Annotated in this window: 14 protein-coding genes; 4 read left to right on the top strand and 10 right to left on the bottom strand. The window is 49.8% G+C overall.

The genetic code is table 11. The annotated features are described in order from the left end of the window. Positions 1 to 10: 10 nt before the first annotated feature. On the bottom strand, positions 11 to 1,216 hold the full coding sequence (locus HB364_RS14530; protein WP_167288823.1) for a DUF3667 domain-containing protein: 1,206 nt from the start codon (positions 1,214 to 1,216) through the stop codon (positions 11 to 13). 100 nt (positions 1,217 to 1,316) lie between these two features. Here HB364_RS14530 and HB364_RS14525 point away from each other — a divergent pair, with 100 nt between their 5' ends. The 4 genes from HB364_RS14525 to HB364_RS14510 all read left to right on the top strand — a co-directional run bounded on the left by HB364_RS14525 (position 1,317) and on the right by HB364_RS14510 (position 5,209). Continuing rightward, entirely contained in the window at positions 1,317 to 2,150 is an 834-nt protein-coding gene (locus HB364_RS14525) for a hypothetical protein (RefSeq protein ID WP_167288821.1), read from the top strand. A gap of 64 nt (positions 2,151 to 2,214) precedes the next feature. After that, positions 2,215 to 3,126 carry a toxin-antitoxin system YwqK family antitoxin gene (locus tag HB364_RS14520; protein ID WP_167288819.1) on the top strand — a complete coding sequence of 304 codons (912 nt, stop codon included), beginning with the start codon at positions 2,215 to 2,217 and terminating at the stop codon, positions 3,124 to 3,126. A gap of 69 nt (positions 3,127 to 3,195) precedes the next feature. Next, positions 3,196 to 4,674 (top strand): S41 family peptidase, encoded by a 1,479-nt coding sequence (locus HB364_RS14515; protein ID WP_167288817.1) that lies wholly within the window; start codon positions 3,196 to 3,198, stop codon positions 4,672 to 4,674. A gap of 94 nt (positions 4,675 to 4,768) precedes the next feature. Next, positions 4,769 to 5,209, top strand: a complete 441-nt coding sequence (locus HB364_RS14510; RefSeq protein WP_167288815.1) for a hypothetical protein — start codon at positions 4,769 to 4,771, stop codon at positions 5,207 to 5,209. A 76-nt stretch (positions 5,210 to 5,285) separates the two neighbouring features. Here HB364_RS14510 and HB364_RS14505 read toward each other — a convergent pair whose 3' ends face one another. The 9 genes from HB364_RS14505 to HB364_RS14465 form a co-directional block, all read right to left on the bottom strand. Further along, entirely contained in the window at positions 5,286 to 7,883 is a 2,598-nt protein-coding gene (locus HB364_RS14505; RefSeq protein WP_167288813.1) for a sodium:solute symporter family transporter, read from the bottom strand. A 120-nt stretch (positions 7,884 to 8,003) separates the two neighbouring features. Then, positions 8,004 to 8,948: a dihydrodipicolinate synthase family protein gene (locus tag HB364_RS14500; RefSeq protein ID WP_167288811.1), complete on the bottom strand. Its 945-nt coding sequence runs from the start codon at positions 8,946 to 8,948 to the stop codon at positions 8,004 to 8,006. Between the two features lie 41 nt (positions 8,949 to 8,989). Beyond that, positions 8,990 to 10,018 (bottom strand): sialidase family protein, encoded by a 1,029-nt coding sequence (locus HB364_RS14495; protein ID WP_317170703.1) that lies wholly within the window; start codon positions 10,016 to 10,018, stop codon positions 8,990 to 8,992. Positions 10,019 to 10,200: 182 nt separating this feature from the next. Beyond that, the gene (locus HB364_RS14490) at positions 10,201 to 11,124 is read right to left on the bottom strand and encodes a dihydrodipicolinate synthase family protein (RefSeq protein WP_167288807.1); all 924 of its coding nucleotides are present in this window, start codon (positions 11,122 to 11,124) and stop codon (positions 10,201 to 10,203) included. Positions 11,125 to 11,202: 78 nt separating this feature from the next. Beyond that, positions 11,203 to 12,777 (bottom strand): sialidase family protein, encoded by a 1,575-nt coding sequence (locus tag HB364_RS14485; protein ID WP_246228492.1) that lies wholly within the window; start codon positions 12,775 to 12,777, stop codon positions 11,203 to 11,205. 144 nt (positions 12,778 to 12,921) lie between these two features. Further along, on the bottom strand, positions 12,922 to 14,499 hold the full coding sequence (locus tag HB364_RS14480; protein ID WP_394353238.1) for a RagB/SusD family nutrient uptake outer membrane protein: 1,578 nt from the start codon (positions 14,497 to 14,499) through the stop codon (positions 12,922 to 12,924). Positions 14,500 to 14,807: 308 nt separating this feature from the next. Then, entirely contained in the window at positions 14,808 to 17,903 is a 3,096-nt protein-coding gene (locus HB364_RS14475) for a SusC/RagA family TonB-linked outer membrane protein (RefSeq protein ID WP_167288803.1), read from the bottom strand. 31 nt (positions 17,904 to 17,934) lie between these two features. After that, positions 17,935 to 19,410 carry a RagB/SusD family nutrient uptake outer membrane protein gene (locus HB364_RS14470; RefSeq protein ID WP_167288801.1) on the bottom strand — a complete coding sequence of 492 codons (1,476 nt, stop codon included), beginning with the start codon at positions 19,408 to 19,410 and terminating at the stop codon, positions 17,935 to 17,937. A gap of 65 nt (positions 19,411 to 19,475) precedes the next feature. After that, a complete protein-coding gene (locus HB364_RS14465) occupies positions 19,476 to 22,835 on the bottom strand; it encodes a SusC/RagA family TonB-linked outer membrane protein (protein ID WP_167288799.1) in 3,360 nt (1,119 codons plus the stop codon). Positions 22,836 to 22,888: the final 53 nt, after the last annotated feature.

The following is a 22,888-nucleotide window of genomic DNA, read 5'->3' as shown; positions in this document are numbered from 1 at the left end:
TAGTAGTGTTTTAAACCCGGAGAAAGGTCAAGGTAAAGAAAAATATGAACAGGAATGTAAGCGTAAAAAAGGCCATCACGTTCAGCAAAAAGAACTTGAGCAAGGTCATGGCCCGGCCCTGCCCATAGAACCTGCGCATGGCCTTATAAGTATAATAAATGCCGCCCAGTATCAGGGCCGCTTCAATCCAGCCGATCCAGCCCTGGTGCGTATGAATGCGCAACTCCATCACCGAGAAATACACCAGGAAAAAGACGAAAGTGAAAATATAGAGGTAGATAAAAAAGATACCATGATCTACATAATAGAACCGCTTGTGCCGGAAATACAGCAGCTTCATAAAAAGGGCATACAGGGGCAGGGAAAAGAACAGCAGGTAAGGCAGCATGTGCAGGAACTTATCCATCAGGTCCTGTACAAACTCCCTGTCCTTCCCCCGGTAACGCCTTTGCAATTCTATGTTACGGTGCTTCACTTTCCGCTCCCACCAGCCATCCCGTTCGCCCTGGGGCAACGCCTGCTGGGCAGAATCGTACGCCTCCACCGTTTTATACTTGTAGTCCTTGTCAAACCAGTTGACATTCAGGTTGGGCCCGTCATCCTCCTCTTCCTCATCGCTGCCGGCTGATTTTCCCTTCTTGTTGTGCTCAGCACTATCTTTCCCGTTGCGCGTAATACTGTCTTTCCCATTGCGCACAGCACTGTCTTTCCCCGTCTTCGTTTTCGTGCGGATGTCCGCTAACTGTTCTTTTGCCTCAGAAAAAGAGGCGATAATGTCCAGCGAATCCTGTTTGGTTTGGGCCGTCTTTAACACCACAGTCTGCGCGTAATCAAGCCGCGCCACTGAATCCTGAATTTTGTCCTTGAGCGTGGTCCAGTCGCCATTGACAATATCTTTGGGCTTCACCAGCATAAAGAAGATCAGGAAGAACAGGGCAGAGCTGAATACATACATCCGGATGGGATGCAGGTACCGGGCGCGGCGGCCTTTGATGTATTCTGCGGGTAAATAACCGGGCTTTTTAATGAGGAGGCCGGTGGTATGGAAGAATTTACCATCAAAGTGCGTAATATCATAGAAAAAGTGGCTGACAAGACCCCAGACAGATTCTTTTGGCTCGATATTTTCCTGCCCACATACGTGACAAAATCTTCCGCTCAGTTCAGCATTACAGTTCAGGCATATTTTCTCATGACGCTCTTTGGAATGGGACACCGGGTGTTAATTTTGTCTAAAAATAAGGAAAGACAGTATTTTACAGAAAAATTTGGGAATCCGCTATATGGAAAACAGGCATTTTTTCGTTAGCAGCAGCATGAAAACAACTATTTTAATCCTTTGCCTATGTTGTTTTGCCCTGGCAGGGCAAAGCCAGCACTATTATAATGACCTCGTAGTGACCGGCGAACAGATGAAGAAACGGGCAGTGTGGGTGCAGCAACAGGTAAAGGCAGTACGCTTTAATAGTTACGACAACAACAACCAACCCATTGAAGGCTTCAAATGTGAACAAATTGTAAAAAATAACTTTACAGAGATTGTCACTACTACGACTACTACCCTCGCAGGCACTTCTGTTAATACGGCTGTTTTTAATACAACCGGCCAGCTCATTAAAACCATAGATACGACTGATGGCAATAAAACAGAGATCACCTATTCCTATGACGCCAATAACCGCATCAATAATATCATCAGCCTGGCGTTTTCCCCGGGCAATTATGTGAACAAGGAACAACACCTGTGGTATTACGATGCGGCCGGCAAACCGGTGCGTATGCTGAAGATCAAAAACAATTCAGATACCACCTATATCACTTTTGTGGCAGATGATAAAGGCAATCCCGGTGAAGAAAAAAGCGTGCGCCGGGGACAGGCACAGCCAATAGTGTATTATTACTATGATGACAAAAACCGCTTAACGGATATTGTACGGTATAATAACCGCGCCAAACGGTTATTACCTGATTATATCTTTGAATATGACGAACAGGGCCGCACAGCCACTATGCTGGTCACTACCGAAGGCACCGGCGATTACCAGAAATGGTATTACTCCTATGACGAAAAAGGACTGAAAGCCCAGGATGCCTGCTTTTCCAAAACGAAGGTATTGATCGGAAAGGTGGAATATAAATACCAGTTCTGAGTGTATGTAATCCGGCATCTGCAGGCATCTGAATATAGGCCATACCTAAACGCCGCCTACATATATGAAAAAAATCATAGCCCTGCTGCTGTTAACATCGGTGGCAGGCATCAACCACCTGCAGGCCTGCATTTGCATGGACATATTGACCACCGACAGTTTAGCCCAATTAAAAGACTACGATTTAATAGCATACATAAAAATTACTGATGACAAGGATTATGAACCTGCAGCAGGCGCTCCCTCCCCCTCTCACACCATGGGGTTAATTAGTTTGAACATCATTGAACTGTTTCAAGGCAAGGCGGTGGAACAGGTGATAGACGATACGAGGCATACCTCCTGCTACATAGGTATGACCAAAGGAGAAGAATGGATATTATTCGGAAAGTTAAAAGACGGCAAGATGCGTATTCATGCCTGTGACAGGAATGCGCAATACAGGAATGCTGATGGCCAGCGGGACTGGAAATACGGCAGGGGCTTGAACTTATTGCAGCGACTAAGAAAGCTGTATGAGCATCCTGAAAAGAAGTTTGCCAACGAAACCCGGCTTGAATATTACCCCAACGGGCAACTGGAAATAGAAGAAACTTACCGCAACGGGCAATTACAGGGTGCACGAAAGATCTGGTATCCCAATGGGACCTTGCGGGGCCGGGAAACCTACATCCATGATTCCCTGGATGGCAAAACCGAATGGTTTTATCCTTCCGGACAACTTGAACATGAAAGCTATTATAGCAAAGGACAACATTGTAATGTAACCAGGTATTATTATGATACCACCACGACTAAAAATTCGCCATCCTTCCGGCTTGACCTGTTTAGACATCCCAATGAAGATTCGCTCAGGACTGTTTATCGCAGGATACAACCGCAATCCGAAATTATTTATGATACCTATGGCAGGGTTATCCTGTCGAGGCAATATGACCGGGGTGGCAATATTCTCCACGAGACCAAACAAAAATAGCGTAGTAACCACCGGGAAGATCGTATATTGGCTCCCGGCAGCAGCGTACAACCACTGCCGGATGAAGCCATGCAGCCAATTTTCCTGGTCCTTACCTTCGTTATTATTAGTTCACCGTTATTTTCCCAAAAGGCTACACGTCCTGTCCCAGGCAAAGCAGCGCTGGCAGCCGATCTTACCCTGTATCAACATATACTGGAGAAAGCCCATGCCGGTTTGTACAAATATCATTCAAAGCAACAGGTAGACAGTGTATTTGCCCATTACCGCCGGCAGATCACCCACAACACCAGCCTGGAGCAATTTTACCAATACCTTTCTTCTATCCTATCGTATATAGGCAGCCTGCACGATGATATTGCGCTGCCCGATGATTACCTGGATAGCATGAACACCCGAACCGCCTTCTTCCCCTATCCTGTGAAGGTGGTGAACAATAAGTTGCTGGTAAATACAGACGGGCAAAAGATACCGGCGGGCGCTGCCATCCTGTCCATTAATGGATTGCCTGTATCATCTATCCTGCCGCGCCTGTATAAATATTATACAACCGATGGCCACAATATAACCGGTAAGCTTTTGGGTATTGGTTCCAGGTTTCCTTTATTTTACCGGTATGAGTTTGGCCCTGTCCAACAGTTCCGGATCGTATACCAACCTTTTCAAGCGTCCACAACAACAACAGTCATACTGCCTGCAGTAAAGTACAAGGATTATGTATTGCTGAACAGGAAAAGGCATTCCCTGTCACTGGATACCCTGCTGGATGACCGGTATGATTTCCGGCTGATAGACAGTCTGGATGCAGCCATCCTCACCGTGAATACTTTCGCGCTGGGCGGCCCGAAATCGAAAAAGCATGCGACCTATAAGCAGTTCCTGCGGCAATGTTTTACCACCCTGCGGGAAAAGAATATTCAACACCTGGTGATTGACATCCGTAAGAATGGTGGCGGTGATGATCCCAATGACCTGCTTACGTTTTCTTACCTGGCCCGCCAGCCGTTTAAAGAGAACAAAGCAGCCTTTACAATATTCCAGGACATGCCTTATAAGGAATATTATTACACGGATGACAGCACGGAGATCCCTGATACGGAAGAGAACTTTCACCTGGAGCACAATCAACTAAAAGATGGCAGGTATTACCAGAACCCGGATTATAACCGCTTCTGGCAACCGGACAGCCTGGCTTTCAAAGGCAAATTGTATTTGCTCATTGGCCCGGCCGTGGCTTCTGCCGCCTCGCTTTTTGCCAGTATGGTCAAGAGTGAAGGCTATGCTACGGTGACCGGTGAAGAAAGTATGGGCGGCTATTATGGCCATACCGGGCACGACAAAGTAGCCTACCAGCTACCGCATACGCATATCAATTTTTCCTTCAGCGTGGTAGACCTGCTGCAATATGTAACCAACAAAAGCGAAATCCCCTTTGGCGCAGGCATCATTCCGGATAAGACCATTACGTCCTCCCAACAGGATTTTATTACGAACCGGGATGCGGTGATGGAGTATGTGTTGGGGGTGATTGGGGCGACAGCACGCTAAGGAAATCCCTGCTAATCAACCCGTTTGTCAGAACGGTATTCCCCTCTTTGAATACCCGAAACTTTCTTCTATTTTACAGCGAAATAAAAACCACATGAAAAACACCACCCTTATGCGCTATTCCCTGATCGGCCTGACGGCCCTTACCGTATTATTTTCCTGTAAGAAAGACAAAGATGAAGATGCATTGAAACCACCGGCAGAGCGTATACTCGGTAAATGGAACCTGGTAAAAGAATCGGAAAAGACCTACGAATATAATACCGGCGCCTTTAAGGATTCCACTGGCCGGAATATCCCGGTAGGCATATTTACCCTGGAATTCAGAACAAATGGTATGGTCTATGAAGCGGTAAAAGATGATGATGAGATACAGCGCGACACCTTGCCTTATGAGCTTGTCAGTGAATCCCTGCTTAGGATTGACGGGCTCGATTACAACATTACAAAGTTTACCAACACGGAACTCCGCACTACCGGCTATTACGACGACGGCACCAGCGATGTGGAACACCTGCTGGAGTTTAAGAAATAAAATCAGAAGTCTGAAATCAGAGGTCGGAAGAGCACCGCTGATTTCAGACTTCAAATTAAATTGCCGACTTCCAGCTTCAGACCTCAGGCCTCAGACTTCCAGCCTTCTCCTTCCATATCAAACTACTCACATATCCCACCAGCACGCACACCAGCACCGCTACCGCGGGGTAGAGGAAAAAGCTGATGATATTGGCCGCCTGTACAAAGAAGAGACAGATAGCACTGATGATAAAACCAATAAAGATACCCATGCTGTTGATACGTGGGAAGAAGATACCGGCCACAAACATGCCCGCGAGGCAACCGCCAAACAGACCAATGATCTTGAGGTATTGATCCCATATAGAAGCATTGCTGAGGTATACCATGTAGATGGCAATGAGGAAACCAAGCCCTCCCAATACCACCGTGGTACGGCGTGCAAAGGCAAACCGCTGCCGGTCGGTGCTGGCAGGTTTCAGGTATTGGTAAAAGTCGGTAGTGACTACCGTAGCAATGGAATTCATACTGGAACTGATGGTAGACATAGTGGCGGCAAACAGGCCGGCAATGACCAGTCCGGCCAGCCCCGAAGGCAACTGGTTGGAAATATACCAGGGGAATATATCATCAATACGTCCATGTGGATTCAGCGCCGCAGGATTATGTTTGAAGAATACCCATAAGGCCGTACCTACACAGAAGAAGATGAGTGATGCAGGGATCACCAGCAGCGCATTAGTATAAATAGATTTGCGGGCTTCCTTTTCGGTAGGCGTGGTGAGGTAGCGCTGCACCACTACCTGGTCTGATGAATAGGTAACCAACTGTGTGAGGAAACCACCCACCAGCACCACCCACAATACCGGTTCCGTGATATTGCCCTTCATAATGGCCATCCGGAATTTATTGTTCTCCGCTGCTTCGGTAAACAACTGCCCAAAGCCGCCCGGCAGGGAATTGGCCATAAAGACGAGCGCCATGAGCGCACCGCCCAACAGTACCACTACCTGCATGACCTCTGTCCACACCACGGCCTCTATCCCACCCGATACACTGTAAGCAGTAGTAATAACGGTGATACCAATGATGCACACAAAGATGTTGATACCGGTAACGGCACTCAATACCAGTGCAGGCAGGTAAATAACAATACCCAGGCGGCTTACCTGGAACAGTACAAACGTAAGACTGCCCAATAATTTCACCCGTTGGTTAAAGCGGATGCGCAGGTATTCATATACACTGGTCAACTGCATCTTCCGGAAATACGGCAGGTAGAAATAAACGATCAGGGGCGCTACGGCCACAATCATGATATTATTCAGCAGGTATACCCAGTCGGTAGCATAGGCTTTGGCGGGGATGGCAATAAAGGTGAGGGCGCTGAGCTTGGAACCAAAGATACTGAGTCCCGCCGCCCACCAGGGTATCTTACCACCACCGAGGAAGAAATCGCTGGTGGAGCTTTCCATCTTACGGGAAACGATGACACTGATACCGATCACCAGCAGGAAGTAGATGCCTACAATGATCCAGTCCAGCAATTTAAAAGCGCCCGGCGGCTGTACCGGGGTCGCCATGAGCACCCGGGGCGTTCTTACAGCCGGCCGCACTTCGCCGGAAGGCAATACCAGGCTGCCATTCCATACCACGGCAGGCGTGGTGACCGGCGCCCATACACTGTTATTGGGTTGCGCCGCCGCATCGGGCTGCTTAGCGGTCAACACAGTATCCATTACCGACCACGCATTGGTAATGTTATTATATCCCCACACTTTATCAGAAAAGCCGGGGTGTTTTTCTTTCAGGATAGCATTCTGTTCAAAGTACTGCCCATGATCGCCGCCAAATACGAGCAGGTGCGACTGCCCGGTAGTAAAGGCCGGACTGGGTGCTGCCGCCACCGGCTCGGGTACATCAGCAATGCGTACCCATCCTTTGGCAGGGCTATACCGATAAGCATCTTTCAGGAATACCCGGTGAGCCGTGGAGTCCTCCTTTCCTTTTACCAGCTCTACCCCGCTGATGAGGTAGAAAGCGCCGTCGAGCGCTCCGGCCACCGCCAGCATGCGGGAAGGTCCCGGCCAGGCAGGCAATGTTTTCCATTGCCGGCTTTGTTCAGGAGCAGACAGATCGAGCGACCAACACACCGATTCCGTAGCAGTAGCAGTTGGGCTTGCCGTACCACCGGCTATGTAAATCACATCGCCTATGAGCACACCGCTGGTATTGGCCAATGGCCGGGGCAATGCCGGTAAGGTCTCCGTCTGAATGCGGCCATTGGTATAGCGCAGCATAAACACATCTGCATAATGCCTGGCCACATCACTGCCGCCCATACAGATAAGACCATCGCGCCAGGTAACAGATACACCATAACCCAATGACCGGGGAAGCATGCCTGCTTCTTTCCATTGACCGGTGGGGCTTTCCAGTGCATAGACTTTATTATGCCATACTTTGGCGCTACCTGTCCACGGCGTACCGCCATCGGGAAAGTTGGCGCCGCCTGCCACCAGTAAGGTTCCATTGGATACGCCGGCAAAACACCCTGCCAGGCCGGGCGTGCCCGGCAATGCCGGCAACTGGCTCCAGTTCAGAAAGGAAGGGTGCGGATGATTATCCTGCGCCGGTGATCGCATGGGCCATACCATCAGCAGGCAGCATAAGATGTGTAAGCTGTATTTCATATCGTGAATCCTCAATCGTCAATCGTGAATAATATAATAAAGAGCAAGTGGCTAGTGGTGAATGGCTAGTGGGAGGTCACTTGTTACTCGCCACTTACCACTTGCCTTTTAATTTGTTCTCTATTTAGCGTCAACAGCACTTAATTTCTTCGCATAATGTTTATCCAGTTCTTCAAAGAAGCCCACTTCCTGCAGGGAAACTTTCAATGCTGCCGCTTCCTGTTTGGTAAGGCTTACCAGGGGAAGACGGCAGGGACCCAGTGAATAACCCAGCATTTCCATAATGGCTTTCTGGGCCGGGATGGGTGAATATTTCAGGAGGCAACGCACCATTTCCACCAGTTTCAGTTGCAGTTGTTGCGCTGCCGGCTGATTGCCTTGCCGGAACAATTCGATCACCTTTAAATACAAGGGCGCTGCAAAAGTATAGGTACTGCCGATAGCGCCACCGGCCCCTACAGCCAATGCACTCAACAGCATTTCATCATAGCCATACAGGATATTGTATTTGCCATTCTTGTAGTTAAGGCAGGCCTGGTATTCAAAAATGGTAGCGGCTGTGTATTTGATACCTGCCAGGTTGGGTATTACTCCTTCACTCAGGCGAAGGAAATCAATCATATCCATGCCTACGCCGGTGAGGGCGGGCACATGGTAATAGTAGAAAGGCAAAGAAGGCGCTGCAGCAGCTATCTGCGCCATACTGTTCACCAGGTTTTGCACAGAGCCCGGCTTAAAGTAGAACGCCGCCACTGCCGAAATAGCATCGGCGCCTATACTGGCAGCATGGGCAGCCAGCTTACGGGATTCTGCAATGGAGGTATGTCCTACATGCACCAGCACCAGGATGCGTTTATTAACGGCTTTTACATAGGCTTCTGCTACGGCCATGCGTTCTTCAATGGTAAGATTGGGGCCTTCACCATTGGTGCCACAAATAAATACACCGGCTACACCATCCTTAATCAGTTTTTCAACAAGGTCGGGGATCGGGGCAAGGTTTAATGATCCATCTTCATGAAACGCACCGAACGTCGCTGCGATCAATCCTTCAATTTTCATCATGATTATTGTATTTTATACTTTAATTGTATCCAGTTGAATGCTTATTTCTTCCTCTTCTTTATCCAATCCACCGTAAACCGCTTCAGCACCAGGCTGTAATTCCATCCCTGCCCTACAGTATTTGTTTCATACAGGCAATAGACGGTGCCCTCCTTATCCACTGCCAGATCGGAATAACCGGCAAAGCTGGTATCAATGACTTGCTGAATGGGCCAGTTCTGTCCATCATCATAGCTCAGCTTTACCGTCAGGTTCTTGCGCGGTGGTTTGGGCGCCAGCCGGGTATCGGGATTGGAGAACAGCAAGGCGCTTCTGCCTTTATCATTGACCCGGATGATGGAAGCCATGCATACCGGCTCATACAGCGCAGTATCCAACACAGGTACCGTCCACCCGCTGATGCCATCCGGACTATAACTGACTCCCCGGCGGTGACTATCACCGGAATGGCGGATGTTCAACATCACGCGGCCATCTTCCAGTTGTACGGCCATGGTTTCGCTTGGATTCTTAATCCCGGTATCGGGCAGGATGGCCCCACGCTTCCAGGTCCTGCCGGTATCATCACTGTAAATGGTAGCTACCCGGGAAGGATAGTGGCTTTTATGCGGGGTTAATTTCGCGGGATCACAGATCCATACCGGCACCAGTAAACGGCCATTTATCAGTTGAATGGAATGACCCGGCCCCGGCGCCAATACCTGCCAGTTGTATTCCGGCTTAAAGGCTTCAAAAGCGTAGGTGATGTCAACAGCCGGACTCCAGGTTTTACCATCATCGGCCGACTTTGTATAGTACGCATTGGCATAGCCGCGCTGGTACAGCAGGTGAATGGTACCATTGGCATCTACAATGGGCGTGGCATTACTGGTAGGCATCATTCCCTGGCGGGGCGCTATCACCACCATCGGTTCCCAGGTTTTACCACCATCTGTGCTACGGCGCATGAGCATATCCATTTCGGCCCAGTCGCTGGCAGTGCCTACCCTTCCTTCACAGAAGGCTAGCAGCGTGCCCTGTTTGGTGAGCACGAGGGCGGGAATACGCATGGAGGCATAGGAACCGGCCACGGGTTCGAATACGATACTTGTTCGGACTGCTCTTCCTGAAGATACCTTTGCAGTCTTGCAACTACTTCCGATGTAAACTCCGACCACTAATAAAAAAGATATGACTATATACTTCATAATATACTTCTTAAGGGCTAGTAGTAAGTGGCGAGTAGTACGCCCCACTAGCCACTAGCCACTCGCTACTCAAAAAATTCAGGTAACAATTCCTTACACACTACACTTGCTTTGGCCACCTCTTCTTCCGGAATCCATTTATAGGGCCAGCGCAGGCGGGTGCCAACGGGGCCCCATCCGCCTACAGCAGCTAAGAATTTATCCAGCGCCGGATTGGAATAACCGGCCTGCTTATAAGGTACGATACAACTATCAAAGAACTGTAAGATCCTTTGCTGCACATCCAGTGCCCGGGCAAGATCAGTTTGCATTAGTTGCCACCACCACTGCGCACCCTTCGGACTGATGCAGGCCACATTGGAATAAGCGCCGGACGCCACTCCTTCCTGCACACCCGTAGCCAGGAAATGACCCGGCACAAATATCGAGAGGGTATCCGCATACGGCCGCATGGCCTTGTACCAGGCAGCATCGCCACCAGCTACTTTAACACCGATGAAGGAAGGAACGGCCTGCTGTAACCGGTTGAAGTCGGCCGGCTGCAGTACCATTTTGGCATGGGGTGGATTGTACAGCACCAGGGGGATATCTCCTGCTGCCGCTGCCATCTTTTGCAGAAAGCTTTCCTGCTCTCCGGCGCCGGTGGTCACCCAATCGGGCAGGATCACCTGGAAGGCAGCCGGCTTCAATGCCACCATTCTTTGTATCCGTTGCAGGGATACCAGCGGCGAAGGATGGCTGACACCTACCTGGAAAGGCACTGCCTCTGCATGACATTTGTCTGCCAGCAATGCCTGTATTTTGTCAAACTCCTCTTCTGTTTGATTGTGCAATTCACCGGCTGTGCCATTGGAGTAAATTCCATCGGGCATGGCATCTATCATAATATCCATCTCTGCTGCCAGCCTTGTATAATCTATGCTGTCATCTTTATTGATGGGCAGTAACAAGGTGGCCCAGTTGCCTTTCAGTGTCTTTGCTGTAAGCATGCTTTTATTGTTCTTGATCCGCAGCGTCCTCCCGCAAAGCGGGACAAGCTCTTCGGGAGACACTGCGGGGAAATTCAACTATAGTAGTTCTTTCAAACTTATTTTCTGAAACACCATATCGGCCATGCTGCTTTCGTACAGGATGCCGATGGTATTGTTATCAATACTGGTAAGACAGGAATAGCCGCGGCTCTTTCCTTCATCCAGCAATATCTTTTTAGTGGCGCTCCAGGTCTTCCCGTCATCATAGCTCACTTTAACCGTCATACGGTGGCGCACGGTTTTGGAATCGGGATTGGAGAACAACAGTACCGATTTCTTTTTTCCTTTCTCCACATAGTCGTGCCGGATAATGCTGGCCATGCAAACAGGCTCGGGCAATGCACCGCCGGAAGTAGCATGCTCAATCCAGGTATTACCAAGGTCTTTGGTGACGGCAATGGCGCGGCCATTGGTGCTGCCGGTATCATTCTTGTTCTTGTTGGAGCGCATGTTCAACATGATGCTACCGTCTGACAGCTCCACGGCCATATTCTCCGTAGTAGAGATACTTACAGCGGGTTTGCTGGTAGTCCAGGTCTTGCCCCCATCTTTACTATAGGTGATATTGGAAAAAGCTTTCCCTTTTTCGCGTCCCTGGGTGGGGAATACCAGCGTGCCATCCCGTAAGGTAATGCCGGCACCGGGTGCGGGGGCCCATAACCACCAGTCTTCCTGTTTGCACATCCGGGTAAGGTTTACCGGTTGGCTCCAGGTCTTGCCATTATCCTCACTTTTAACGACCAGGAACTGGGAGGTCTGCTTCACCTCAAAACCCTGTTGTGATCCTTTATCGCGCCACTGGTGATTCCAGGCCGTGCTGTCTTCATTCAGTCCTTCTATCCATTTGCCCTGTGCATTCAATACGCCATGCATCCACAGGCCGGCAATGAAAATATGGCCGGTGTTCTTATCTACCAATATGCAGGCGTCGGATACGCCGTTGAACTTCTCCGGCAGTCCGCCCCAGGTACCCCTATCCAGTACAATCTGCAGGGGCAGCCAGGTGTTGCCGCCATCGGTGCTACGGTTGATGCCGATATCAATATGGCCCTGCAGGTCGCGCGCACTTTCGCGGCGCACATCATACACAGCCAGCAGGGAACCGTCTTTGGCAGTGGCCAGTCCGGGTATGCGGTAGGTATGTACGTTATCATCATTGTGCTGACGAAGTGCATAACCAATGCGCAAGGGCACGACTTCAGTCCGCGGTATCTTTACCGGATGTTGATGTCTCTGCATGGAAGCTTCTGTACGAATAAATATCTTATGCAAAGGATCGGCTTTGTCATTTAGCTCTACCGATACCCAGAAAACATTTAGTCCGATACTCAATTCCTGGTCATCACCGATCCACATAACAGTTCCAAGGCGATCTTTGCTGTCCAACAACGTCATCTTACCAGTGTTGCTGAGGTTGGTGAACGAAGAGTCCTTACCCGCGTAATACAGTTTTATCCGTTTGATATCTCTCAGATCTGTAGTACCCGACAGGTTCAGTTGAAAACCTTCTGTAAAGGATTCCTTCGGTCCGGCATTATAGATCGTGATACGCAGCACCGGATTGTCCTTCTTTTTAAGCAGCACAGGCACCTGGTATTGCCGTTGTGTCATGACCAATTCTTCTCCAGTCCCTGCAGCCCATAACATGCATGGAAGCACCATGCACATTATGACGGCCACAGTGGTTTGAAGGCGAAAGGAGCAAGAGATCATTTTCTTAAGCACGGAATTTATTTTAAGCATAGCATTACATCATCAATACCCCGGCGGCTGTACCATTTTCGTGTTCCGGTTCAGCTCACTTTGCGGCAGGGGGAAAAAGTAAAACCGATCGTCCCATGCCCGGGTGGAAGACCTGACCCTTTCATAATACGCCGGATCATTCAGGCTGGTACCTACCAACACATTCATACCGGTGAACTCACCACCCTGCCTGCCTTCGGGATCATTGGCTATTTTCCAGCGACGTACATCATAGAACCGGTGACCTTCATAGGCCAATTCAATACACCGCTCCTGGTGGATATGCTCCCGCAGTTGATCCTGGCTTAAAGAGTCAGCAGGAAAAGCGCGCAGACCACCTCTTGTACGAATGGCATTCAGGTAGGTCAACACATCCTCATGACCGGGACTGGATTCATTCAACGCCTCGGCATAATTTAAATACAATTCTCCTAACCGGATGTACATGGCCGGGCGCACCACGTTACCGGAATTGTTGGAGAGGTTCCTGGCCGGATTGGTATTCTTGCGCACCAGGTATCCCGTTCTTGGATATCTTATCTCGCTGCCCTCACCATTGCCGGAATTACCGGTTGGCCAGAATTGCACATGGGTTTGTCCGGACCTGGCCACAAAAGGAACTGTGGCGCCATTAAAGGTAATGGCGTTATAAAAACGGGGCTCACGGCCTACATACATATTGGATGTGTTCGCTACATAGAATCCGGCTTTGGCGGTAGCCGTAAAACCAGTTGGGTTATAACCACTGCCTGCCTCATCAATACGCTTACCGGTATTATACATCCGGTAATGGTCTACCATCTCCTGCGGCGGTGTCAGGTTGGAGTTGGTAGTAGTACCATTGGCAGCCCGTGGAGCCGCGTCTACTTCCCATGCCTGGTAACCTGTAACCGTCCGTATCCAGATGCCTTCATCGGCCCAGCCGGTCAGGAACAGGTCGCGATGGGAATTGAAGGCCGCTATGAACGGATCGGCATTGACAGGAGTAGTTTTAAATATCTTCTTTCCATAGGAAGCAGCATGCTCAATGGCTTCTTTGGCAGTTGCGGCGGCCCTGGCCCATTTGGCAGCATCATAGCTGGTATTCATCAAGGCCTTGCCATCTTTGTTCTGAAAGCTGGCCATGGCTGTATTGCCATTGAAGAGCGGACTTGCATCATATAAAGTAACCTGCGATTTCACCGCATCAATGATCAGTTTATTGATGCGGCCGGTTTGTGTAAGATCGTCCGCGCCCGTAGCCGCTACAATATGCCTTTCCGGCACCATTTCCCTGGCGGCATCCATTTCCGACAGCACATAATCAATACACTCCGTCCAGGTATTCCGCGGTTGCAGGTAATTGTCATCCACCTCACCGATCTTATCCCCTACCAGTACTACGGGGCCATATAACTTCATCAGCGTCCAGTAGAAATAAGCGCGCAGGAAACGGGCCTCACCCTTGTATTGCTGCACCAGTGCGGCGCCATTGGGTTCATCCAGGATATTGGATTCCGGATTCTCTACATTGGCCATAAAAATATTGGCCAGCCGGATACCCTGGTAGTTGGCTGTCCATATGTTTACCCCCGCCGTTACCCCGCTCAGCGCATTGGTGGCCTGGGCGGTTGGTGTATTCAGGTCCAGCTCTTCGCACCAGGCAGCAAAGTACCGGGCCGAGCTGGCCGATGTGCCCCAGGGGTCCAGCATCTTGCCGTAGATGCCGGCCAGCCAATTCTCTGTTTCTGTTTTATTCTTGAAAATAGCATTCACATCCACCAGGTCCTTCGGCACTGCATCAAAATATCCTTTCTTACATCCCGTGGGCAATACCGTGGCAGTACCCAGCAACAGGCATAACAGGGAAGTAGTATATAGATTTGTTTTTTTCATTGTGATAGTTCTAAATGTGATCATTAAAAGGTTACCCTTACACCAAAGTTGTATGCTTTGATATTGGGATAGAATCCGCCGCGTGTGATGGTCGTAGAGCTGGTGCCGGTATCGTTCAGCTCAGGGTCCCAGTGCTTCCATTTTGAAATGGTGAGCAAATTGGTGCCATTCACATATATGCGTATGTTCTTAATGCCCATCTTTTTTACCCTGGCTACCGGCAGCGTATAACCAAACTCTGCACTCTTCAGGCGGATAAAATCTGCCCGCTTCAGCCACCAGTCACTCACCAGGAAGTTGGAATTGATGTCCTGGTTGCTGGTAAGACGTGGATAAAAAGCATTGGGGTTGGGGTTCTCTTCCGTCCAGCGGTCTTTAATAATGGCATAGAGGTTGGGACTGTTGGCGCCACTCGCGAAGGGATAGGTACCATCACCACTGCCATACAACAACCATACTTTGCCGGTGCCTTGTATAAAGGCGCCGATATCAAAACCTTTGTACCCGAAAGAAAGATTGATACCATACATCATCTTGGGTGTGCCGGATACATTGACGCGCGATACATCAAAATTATTGATCACGCCATCGCCGTTGAGGTCTTTATACTTGATATCGCCGGGCCTGATATCGCCACTTTGTTCGGCAGACGTATCAATATCCAGTTGATCTTTGAATAAGCCGAGGGAAGTGTACAGTTCTTTGGCGTCCACCTCTTTTCCTCTCCACTGCATCCAGGGATAAGGCTGGGGCGGTAACCCATCTTCCAGGTTGGTATTGTTGTTATAGGTAAACGTGCCGGTGATATTGATCCACTGGCTCTTGCCGAATGAACGGTTATAAGAGAGGGTAAGGTCAATACCTTTATTCAGTACGATACCAATATTGCGGGTGGGGTTTACACCGCCAAAGCCCGATGTTAACGGAATGGTTTGATCGGCCCTTAAAATGCCCCTCCGCATTTCACGAAATAACTCCAATACCATCTTCAGGTCATTGTGCAGGAAGTTCATTTCAACACCCAGGTTATGCCGGTAAGAGGTTTCCCAGGTAGGGTCGGTAGCGATCTGTGATTCGGTATAGCCACTATAAGAAGGTGATAAGGAAGCAGGAATACCAAACTGGTATACATTGCTGGCCTTGGTCAACTGGCTCAGGTACAGGAAGCGGGTATTAAAACCACCATTACCTGTTAAACCATAGCTATACCTTAGTTTGAAATAGGATAATATGTCGGCTACGGGTTCAAAGAATTTTTCATTGGACACCAGCCAGCCTACCCCAAAGGAGGGGAAGAAACCAAAGCGTTTATCGGGACTGAAGTTCTCAGAACCGGTATAACCAAAGTTCACCTCTCCAAAGTAGCGGCCATCATAACCATATGTGGCGCGACCTGTAATGCCCCTGTTGCGGAAAGGCACCGCCGTAGTAAAGGTGCTGGCATTGCCATCCACATATTCCGACTGGTTGAACAGGAACAGGCCCCCCACTTCATGCACCCCAAAAGTACGTTGATAGTTCAGCGAAGCTTCCGTATACATACGCCGGTTGGTGCTACGTGCAGAAGCAAAGGAGAGAATATCATTGCTGGTATTTACCTGGCGGGTGATCAGCTTGTCGTCAGCATCCCTGCCTTCTGCATAGAAGGTGGGAGAAGCATGCTGGGTGGCCACCAGGGCATCCGTATATACGTCGAAGGAGAATAGCCCGGAAACAGACAGTCCTTTGGTGAGTGCGCTGAGCTCCTGCTTCACACGAATATTGGGCCGCAGGGTGGCAGAATACTCATTGCCCGAGCCGATACCAAAAACAATACGGGCTGGGCTGCTGCGTCCATCGGGTGTGGCAGGCCAATCCCCATTGGAGTACCGGGCAGGAATGATATGCGAAGGCACTCTGAGCGATTGTTCAAACGCGCCGTTTTGCGGGTTATTGGAGCCATCATAAGGTCCGTTGCGCTGATCAATAATAGTAGCAATACCCAGGTCCAGCTTCGTCGTATTGGTAATACTTACACCGATATTGGCCGTGAAATTATACCGGCGATAGTAGGTCTTGGTGTCATAGCTTCTTTCGGGTTTCGATTTAAGCAATCCTGTTTCGCCATAGTAGCCGGCAGAGATATAGTAATTGGCTTTTTCAGAACCACCGCTGATATTGACATTGGCCCTTTGCGTGAGACCGAAATCGCGGAACAGTTCTTTATACCAGTCGGTATTGGGATAGAGGTCGGTATCTTTGCCGCTACGGTGCAAGGCAATTCTTTCATCCGAATAGAAAGCGTCCCTGCCTCTTGTCTTCAGTGCTTCATTGTATGTTTCCATCCAGGTTGGCGCATCCAGCAGTTTAGGCACCTGCACAAATTGGGTGAGGCCCTGGTTCACTTCCACGTTAATGGCAGGCTTGCCGGCCACGCCTCTTTTGGTATTGATGAGGATAACCCCATTGGCGCCGCGGGTACCATACACTGCTGTAGAAGCCGCATCTTTCAGTACTGTGAAGTTTTGAATGTCTTCGGGATCCACATCATTAAAACTTCTGTCGGGCACCCCGTCAATAATGATCAGGGGCGTACGGGTACTGGTGCCAAAAGTAGCCACGCCGCGTACCAGTACCCCGGCATTGTCCTGGCCGGGGCCGCCACCTCTTGAGGTGGTAATGATACCGGCAATACGACCTGCCAGCATACCGGCGATATCGCGGGCAGGCAGCTTCAGGTCTTCCGGCGTTACGGTGGATTGCGCGCCGATCACGCTTACTTTTTTCTGCTGGCCATAGCCGATCACCGTTACCTCGTTGAGGCCGCCGGCCACCGGCGTCAGCCGCACGTTCAGGTCTACCCGGTTGCGCACAGCAAATACTTCTGTTTTATAACCGGTGAAGGAAAACTCCAGCGAGTCGGTAGGACTTACCATGATGCGGTAAGACCCATCATTACCCGTAACAGTAGTAATTTTGGTACCGGTAATTTTTACGCTGGTACCGGCCAGGCCTTTGTCCAGTTCATCGGTAACCTTACCGGTTACCTGCAAAATACGGTCCTGTGTATAACCGGACATGCTGCATACAACAAGCATGGCCAGCAGGACGGAATAAAGAGAAAGGGTTTTGTAGGTCATAGCGGTCAGTTATGCGGGGTTATATGGTTTACTATTGATACCCGTCGGTTTGCAATAGTTTGGGGTTATTGGCCATCACCGTGGTATTCAGCGGCCAGAATAAAGGGGTGGTCTTGCCTGTCAGGTTGGGTACATAGGTGTACACATCAATAGTACCTCCTTTGTGAAAACGCACCAGGTCGTACCAGCGCTTATTCTCAAAAAACAATTCACGGCCTCTTTCATCCAGTATCTCCTTTTCCACGCTTGCCTTATCCGTAGCGCCGGTATAATCGCCATTGCCGGTACGCACCCTTACCTTATTCAGGTAGGTGATGGCATCCGTAGTATTGTCGAGGGCGGCATACGCTTCTGCCTTCAGGAGATAGATATCGGCCAGGCGGTAAACAATGATATCATTATCAGAGATCCGGTCATCGGGATATTTGGTGCCGGGATACTTGGTGATCCAGGAAATCTTGTTGCCGGAGTTTTGCCGTTCTGTTACCCAGGTAAAAGGCTTGCGCTTGTCGTCGGGCCAGGCATTGAAGAGCGCCCTTGATTTGGTGCTGATCTGGTAAGCGCCCTGCCCGTTGCCGGAAACATTTGCATAAGGTATGCTGTCCAAGTTCAACGCACCCTGCACACCGGTGAGGTAAGGCAGTGCATTCAGTCCATAATTGGCGCCCGATTCATCGCGCAGGAAATAGGCAGCGATGATCACTTCCGGATTGCTGCTACCCCGTAAGCCGGTTACATTTTTAAAATCGGTATTGAGGCTTACGCCGGAGGCCTCTACTTCATTAATGGCAGTAATAGCACTTTCAAAAGCAACGTTGCCGGTTTCCAGTACTTTTCCATCCCACATACAGGCATCTGCCTTCAGGGCCTGGGCGGCGCCATAAGAAAAACGGTATTTAGAAGGATAGGTCTTCACATTGAAGTTGCTCATGGATTTATACAGGCTGATCGCAGAGTCGAGATCCGTATAGATACGAGCCATTACTTCCGTGGCCGGTGAACGTTCCAGCAAGGGTATATCTTTATCTTCCAGCACTGCCTGCAGCATCAGGGGCGCCTTGCCAATGATGCGGGTAAGGTGAAAATACATATAAGCGCGCAGGCAATAGGTTTCTGCTATAATACGCTTCCTGGTATCCGGACTGTTGGGGAAATCAAAATCTTTGATCTTTTCCAGCAACAGGTTGCAATGGCCGATACCCCGGTACCAGTCGTTATAATTCAGGGCGCCACTGGAAGGGCTGAGGTTATGTTGCCAGGCCACGCCAAAGCGTGAGTTAAGCGCAGATACCAGCTCTTCACTTCGCTCCGTACCATAAGTAATGTTATTGGCAAAGCTGCGCATGTAGATATAGATACCGGTTACATAGGGTTCAAAATCGCCTTCGTTCTGAAAATAGGTATCTTCTGTAATACTGGACTCCGGATCTACTTCCAGTAATTTTTCACAACCTGCGAGCGCCAGCAAGCTCAGCGTTACTATACAGGTGAATATTATATTTTTCATATGCTCGTTATTGCTGTTTTTGAATGTGGATAGGGTAGTCAATGACCATCTCGTTGCCTCAAGACCTAAAACCTGACCGTAGCGCCCAAAGAGAACTGCCTTGGCCTGGGATAACCGCCCGGGTCAAAGCCTGTATAGCTCTCGGGGTTCTGTCCTTTGTATTTGGTGATATAACCGAGGTTGTACACGCTGGCAAATACATTGACGCCGGTGGCATGTACCTTTTTCAGTAAGTTCCTGGGGAGGTCATAAGCAATACCGATCTCGCGGAAAGCGAGGAAATCCCCTTTCCCGATCATGACCGATACATCAGAACTATAGGATTGATTCACACCAAGGGTGGCGCCCCGCAGGTAATTGCGCTGGCCAAAGTCAAAGTCAGCAAAAGAGAAGCGTGCATATTTTTTGCCTGCATCCCCTTCTTTCTGCCAGATGTCGGAGCCCAGCGCCTCGGAAGGAGCGCCTTCATTGAAGGCCCTGCCCTGCCCCAGTGAACGGGCCAGTGCGCCATTGCTGATGAGGTGGCCCAGGGCGTAGTCTACCGTAAAACGTAACGTGATGCCTTTATAATAAAGGATATTCTGCATACCGCCGATCTTATCAGGTGTGCGGTAGCCCATGAACACCTGGTCTTTCGTATCAATAATGCCATCGCCATTGACATCGGCGAAGATGAAGTCGCCGGCATGTTTCTTTACCGTTTGTCCTGAGGGAGAGGCGAGGTTATCTTTGGTTTTAGCATTCCAGGCAGCGGCTTCTGCTTCGGTGGCAAATACGCCCAATACCTTATAGGCATACAGGGCAAAGGGGCGCTCACCTTCTGCAATGCCACCGGCTTCTACCAGTTGTTTGGCAGTGGGATCATAGACCACATCTCCACCCTGGCGGTTCCTCACCCTGCCATTGTCGGGCAATTCTTTTACCACGGTGCGGTTATAGGCAAAAGAGAGGTAGCTTCTCCAGATGAAGTCTTTCTTATCAATGATGATACCGCCCAGTTCTATCTCCACGCCCTTGTTCTGCAACACACCATTGTTGAAGGCTACAGAAGGGAAAGGCGCTTCTGAAGGCAGGGGTTTCACGGCCAGCCTGTCCTTGGTAAGCTTATTGTAAAAATCAATGGTCAGACTAATACGGTCTTTAAAGAATTCTGCATCGAGGGCCAGGTCGGTGGTCTGGGTCGTTTCCCATACCAGGTTTGGATTGGAAAGATTGTTGCGCAACACGCCTGCTGCGTTGGCATATTGTGTGGCGCCATAACCACCATAGGTATCCGTGATGCTCAGGTCGCTCAAGCCACTGCCACCCCAACTGGCGCGTAACTTCAGCTTGCTGATCGCTTTTATATTCCAGAAATCTTCCTTGTGGATATTCCAGCCGGCAGAGATAGAGGGGAACAGGGCATAGCGGTTACCCGGTGCAAAGTTGGAAAAGCCGTCATACCGCAAACTGCCACCCAGTAAATACTTTTTCTGGTAATCATAGGTAAACTGACCAAAGAAGCTCGCAGAGCGCTCTTCGCGTAAGCTGGTGGAGAAATTGGTCACGTTGGAAGTGATCACCCCATTCACAATAGCAGTGGTAGGTTCATTAATGGTATAGATGTAATCATTATTGGCCCGTTGTGAACCAATGCTGATGGCATTGTAGGTAACCCGGCGGTAGTTAAAGCCACCCAGTACCATGAAGTCATGGTCGCCATTGATATCGAAATCATACTGCAATATCTGGTCGGTCATCAGGTCGCGCATATTCTCCGTGTATTCATTCTTCTGCCGTTGGGTAGAAGGCTGTATCTCATCGGCAGGCGTACCCTTGCGCATGAACAGCTCGCGGTAATCCTGCATCTGGTAGGAAAATGACGGCCGCCAATGCAGGCCTTTGATGATCGTAAGGTCGCCGCCTACGCGGGCAATCAGCCTTTCTGTGGATACGCGGAAATCATCATACTTCAAAGTATGGAAGCGGTTGCGCACCGTATATAATTCACCGGGCGTAGGATTGCCATCATCTTTATAAATACGTATCAGCGGGGTAACGCGGGTACCACGTACCAGTTCATTCTGGTAAGCATCCACAAAGTTGGGCAGTACGTTCTGATAATTGATCATGGCGTCTATCCTGAAATTATCAGCCGCTTTGAAGTTGAAATTGCCCAATACGTCATAGCGCCTGTAGCGGGTGCCTACAAACGTACCCTTCTGATCGGTATAGCCTGCCGACACGTTGTAACTGGCTTTCTCACTGCCTCCATCAATCGAAGCATTGTAATTTTGGGTAAGCCCGGTTACCCACAGCATATCCTGGTAGTTATTGTCGGCATACAACAGCTTGGTGCCCGGGTTGATCGGGTCGTCCATCGTTTTCCAGCCTTTGGCCAGCAGGTTGTCTACATAGGCCTGCCCTTCTATGGCCACAATATTATCATACAGCGCTGTGAGGTTAATGTTCCTGCCGTATTGGCCTTTGGCGGTATATACCCGGGTGCCGGCAGAGAAACCGCCATTGTTCAGCAGGTTGTTCTTATCCAGGCCATCGAAGGTATTCTTCACCGTTGTGCGGGCCAGCCGGAGGTAATCGGTGGCGCCAATGTATTTATAACTGCGGGCAGGCGTTTCCCAGGTGGTGCGGTGGTTGAGCGTAAGGTTCATCTTGCTGTTGAACTTACCGCCCCTTGTTTTGATCACGATCACCCCATTCGCGCCGCGCGCGCCATAGATGGCGGTGGAGGCGGCATCTTTCATGACCTGGAATGATTCTATATTATCGGGATTGATATCATTGATGGATGACCGGAATATGCCATCCACTACAATGAGCGGGCCTACATTGGCATCGGAGCTGCCTATCTGACTGCCATTGCTATTGCCCAAGCCACTGCCGTAAGCATTCAGTTTGGTACTGCCGCGGATAATGATATTAATAGCGCCGGCGCCGGGCTGGCCGGAAGAAATGGGTACGGATACACCGGCTATTTTTCCCTGTATAGCCTGTACAGGATTAGGGTTGGCGGTATTTTTCAGTTCTTCGGGGTTCAGTTTCGATACGGCAGCCGTGATCCTCGTTTTGGATTGCTGGGCATACCCTACGATCACCACATCGGTGAGCGCTGCATTGTCGGGCTCCAGCGCCACATCTATCCGGCTGCGGCCTTCGATGGGTACTTCGCGGGACTGCAATCCTACGTAGGTAAATACCAGAATGCCCTTCGGATCATTTACTTTTAAGGAATATTGTCCGCCGGCGCCGGTAACGGCCGCCAGCGAGGTACCTTTGAGTGTGACGGTCACATTGGACAATTTTTCGTTGGCAGCCGACCTGGTAACGGTTCCGGAAACCACCAGTTCAGTGTCCTGGGCGGTCACACACAAAGAAAGCAGTAACCAACAGCCCAGCAGCGGGAGGCAGAAGATCAGTTTTTTCATAATGGCTTGCGTTAGCTTGTTTGCAGATAATTATGTACTACATAATACAAATA

The sequence above is a fragment of the Paraflavitalea devenefica genome, assembly GCF_011759375.1.
Lineage (GTDB): Bacteria > Bacteroidota > Bacteroidia > Chitinophagales > Chitinophagaceae > Paraflavitalea > Paraflavitalea devenefica.
This window is presented reverse-complemented; position numbering and strand designations above follow the sequence as displayed.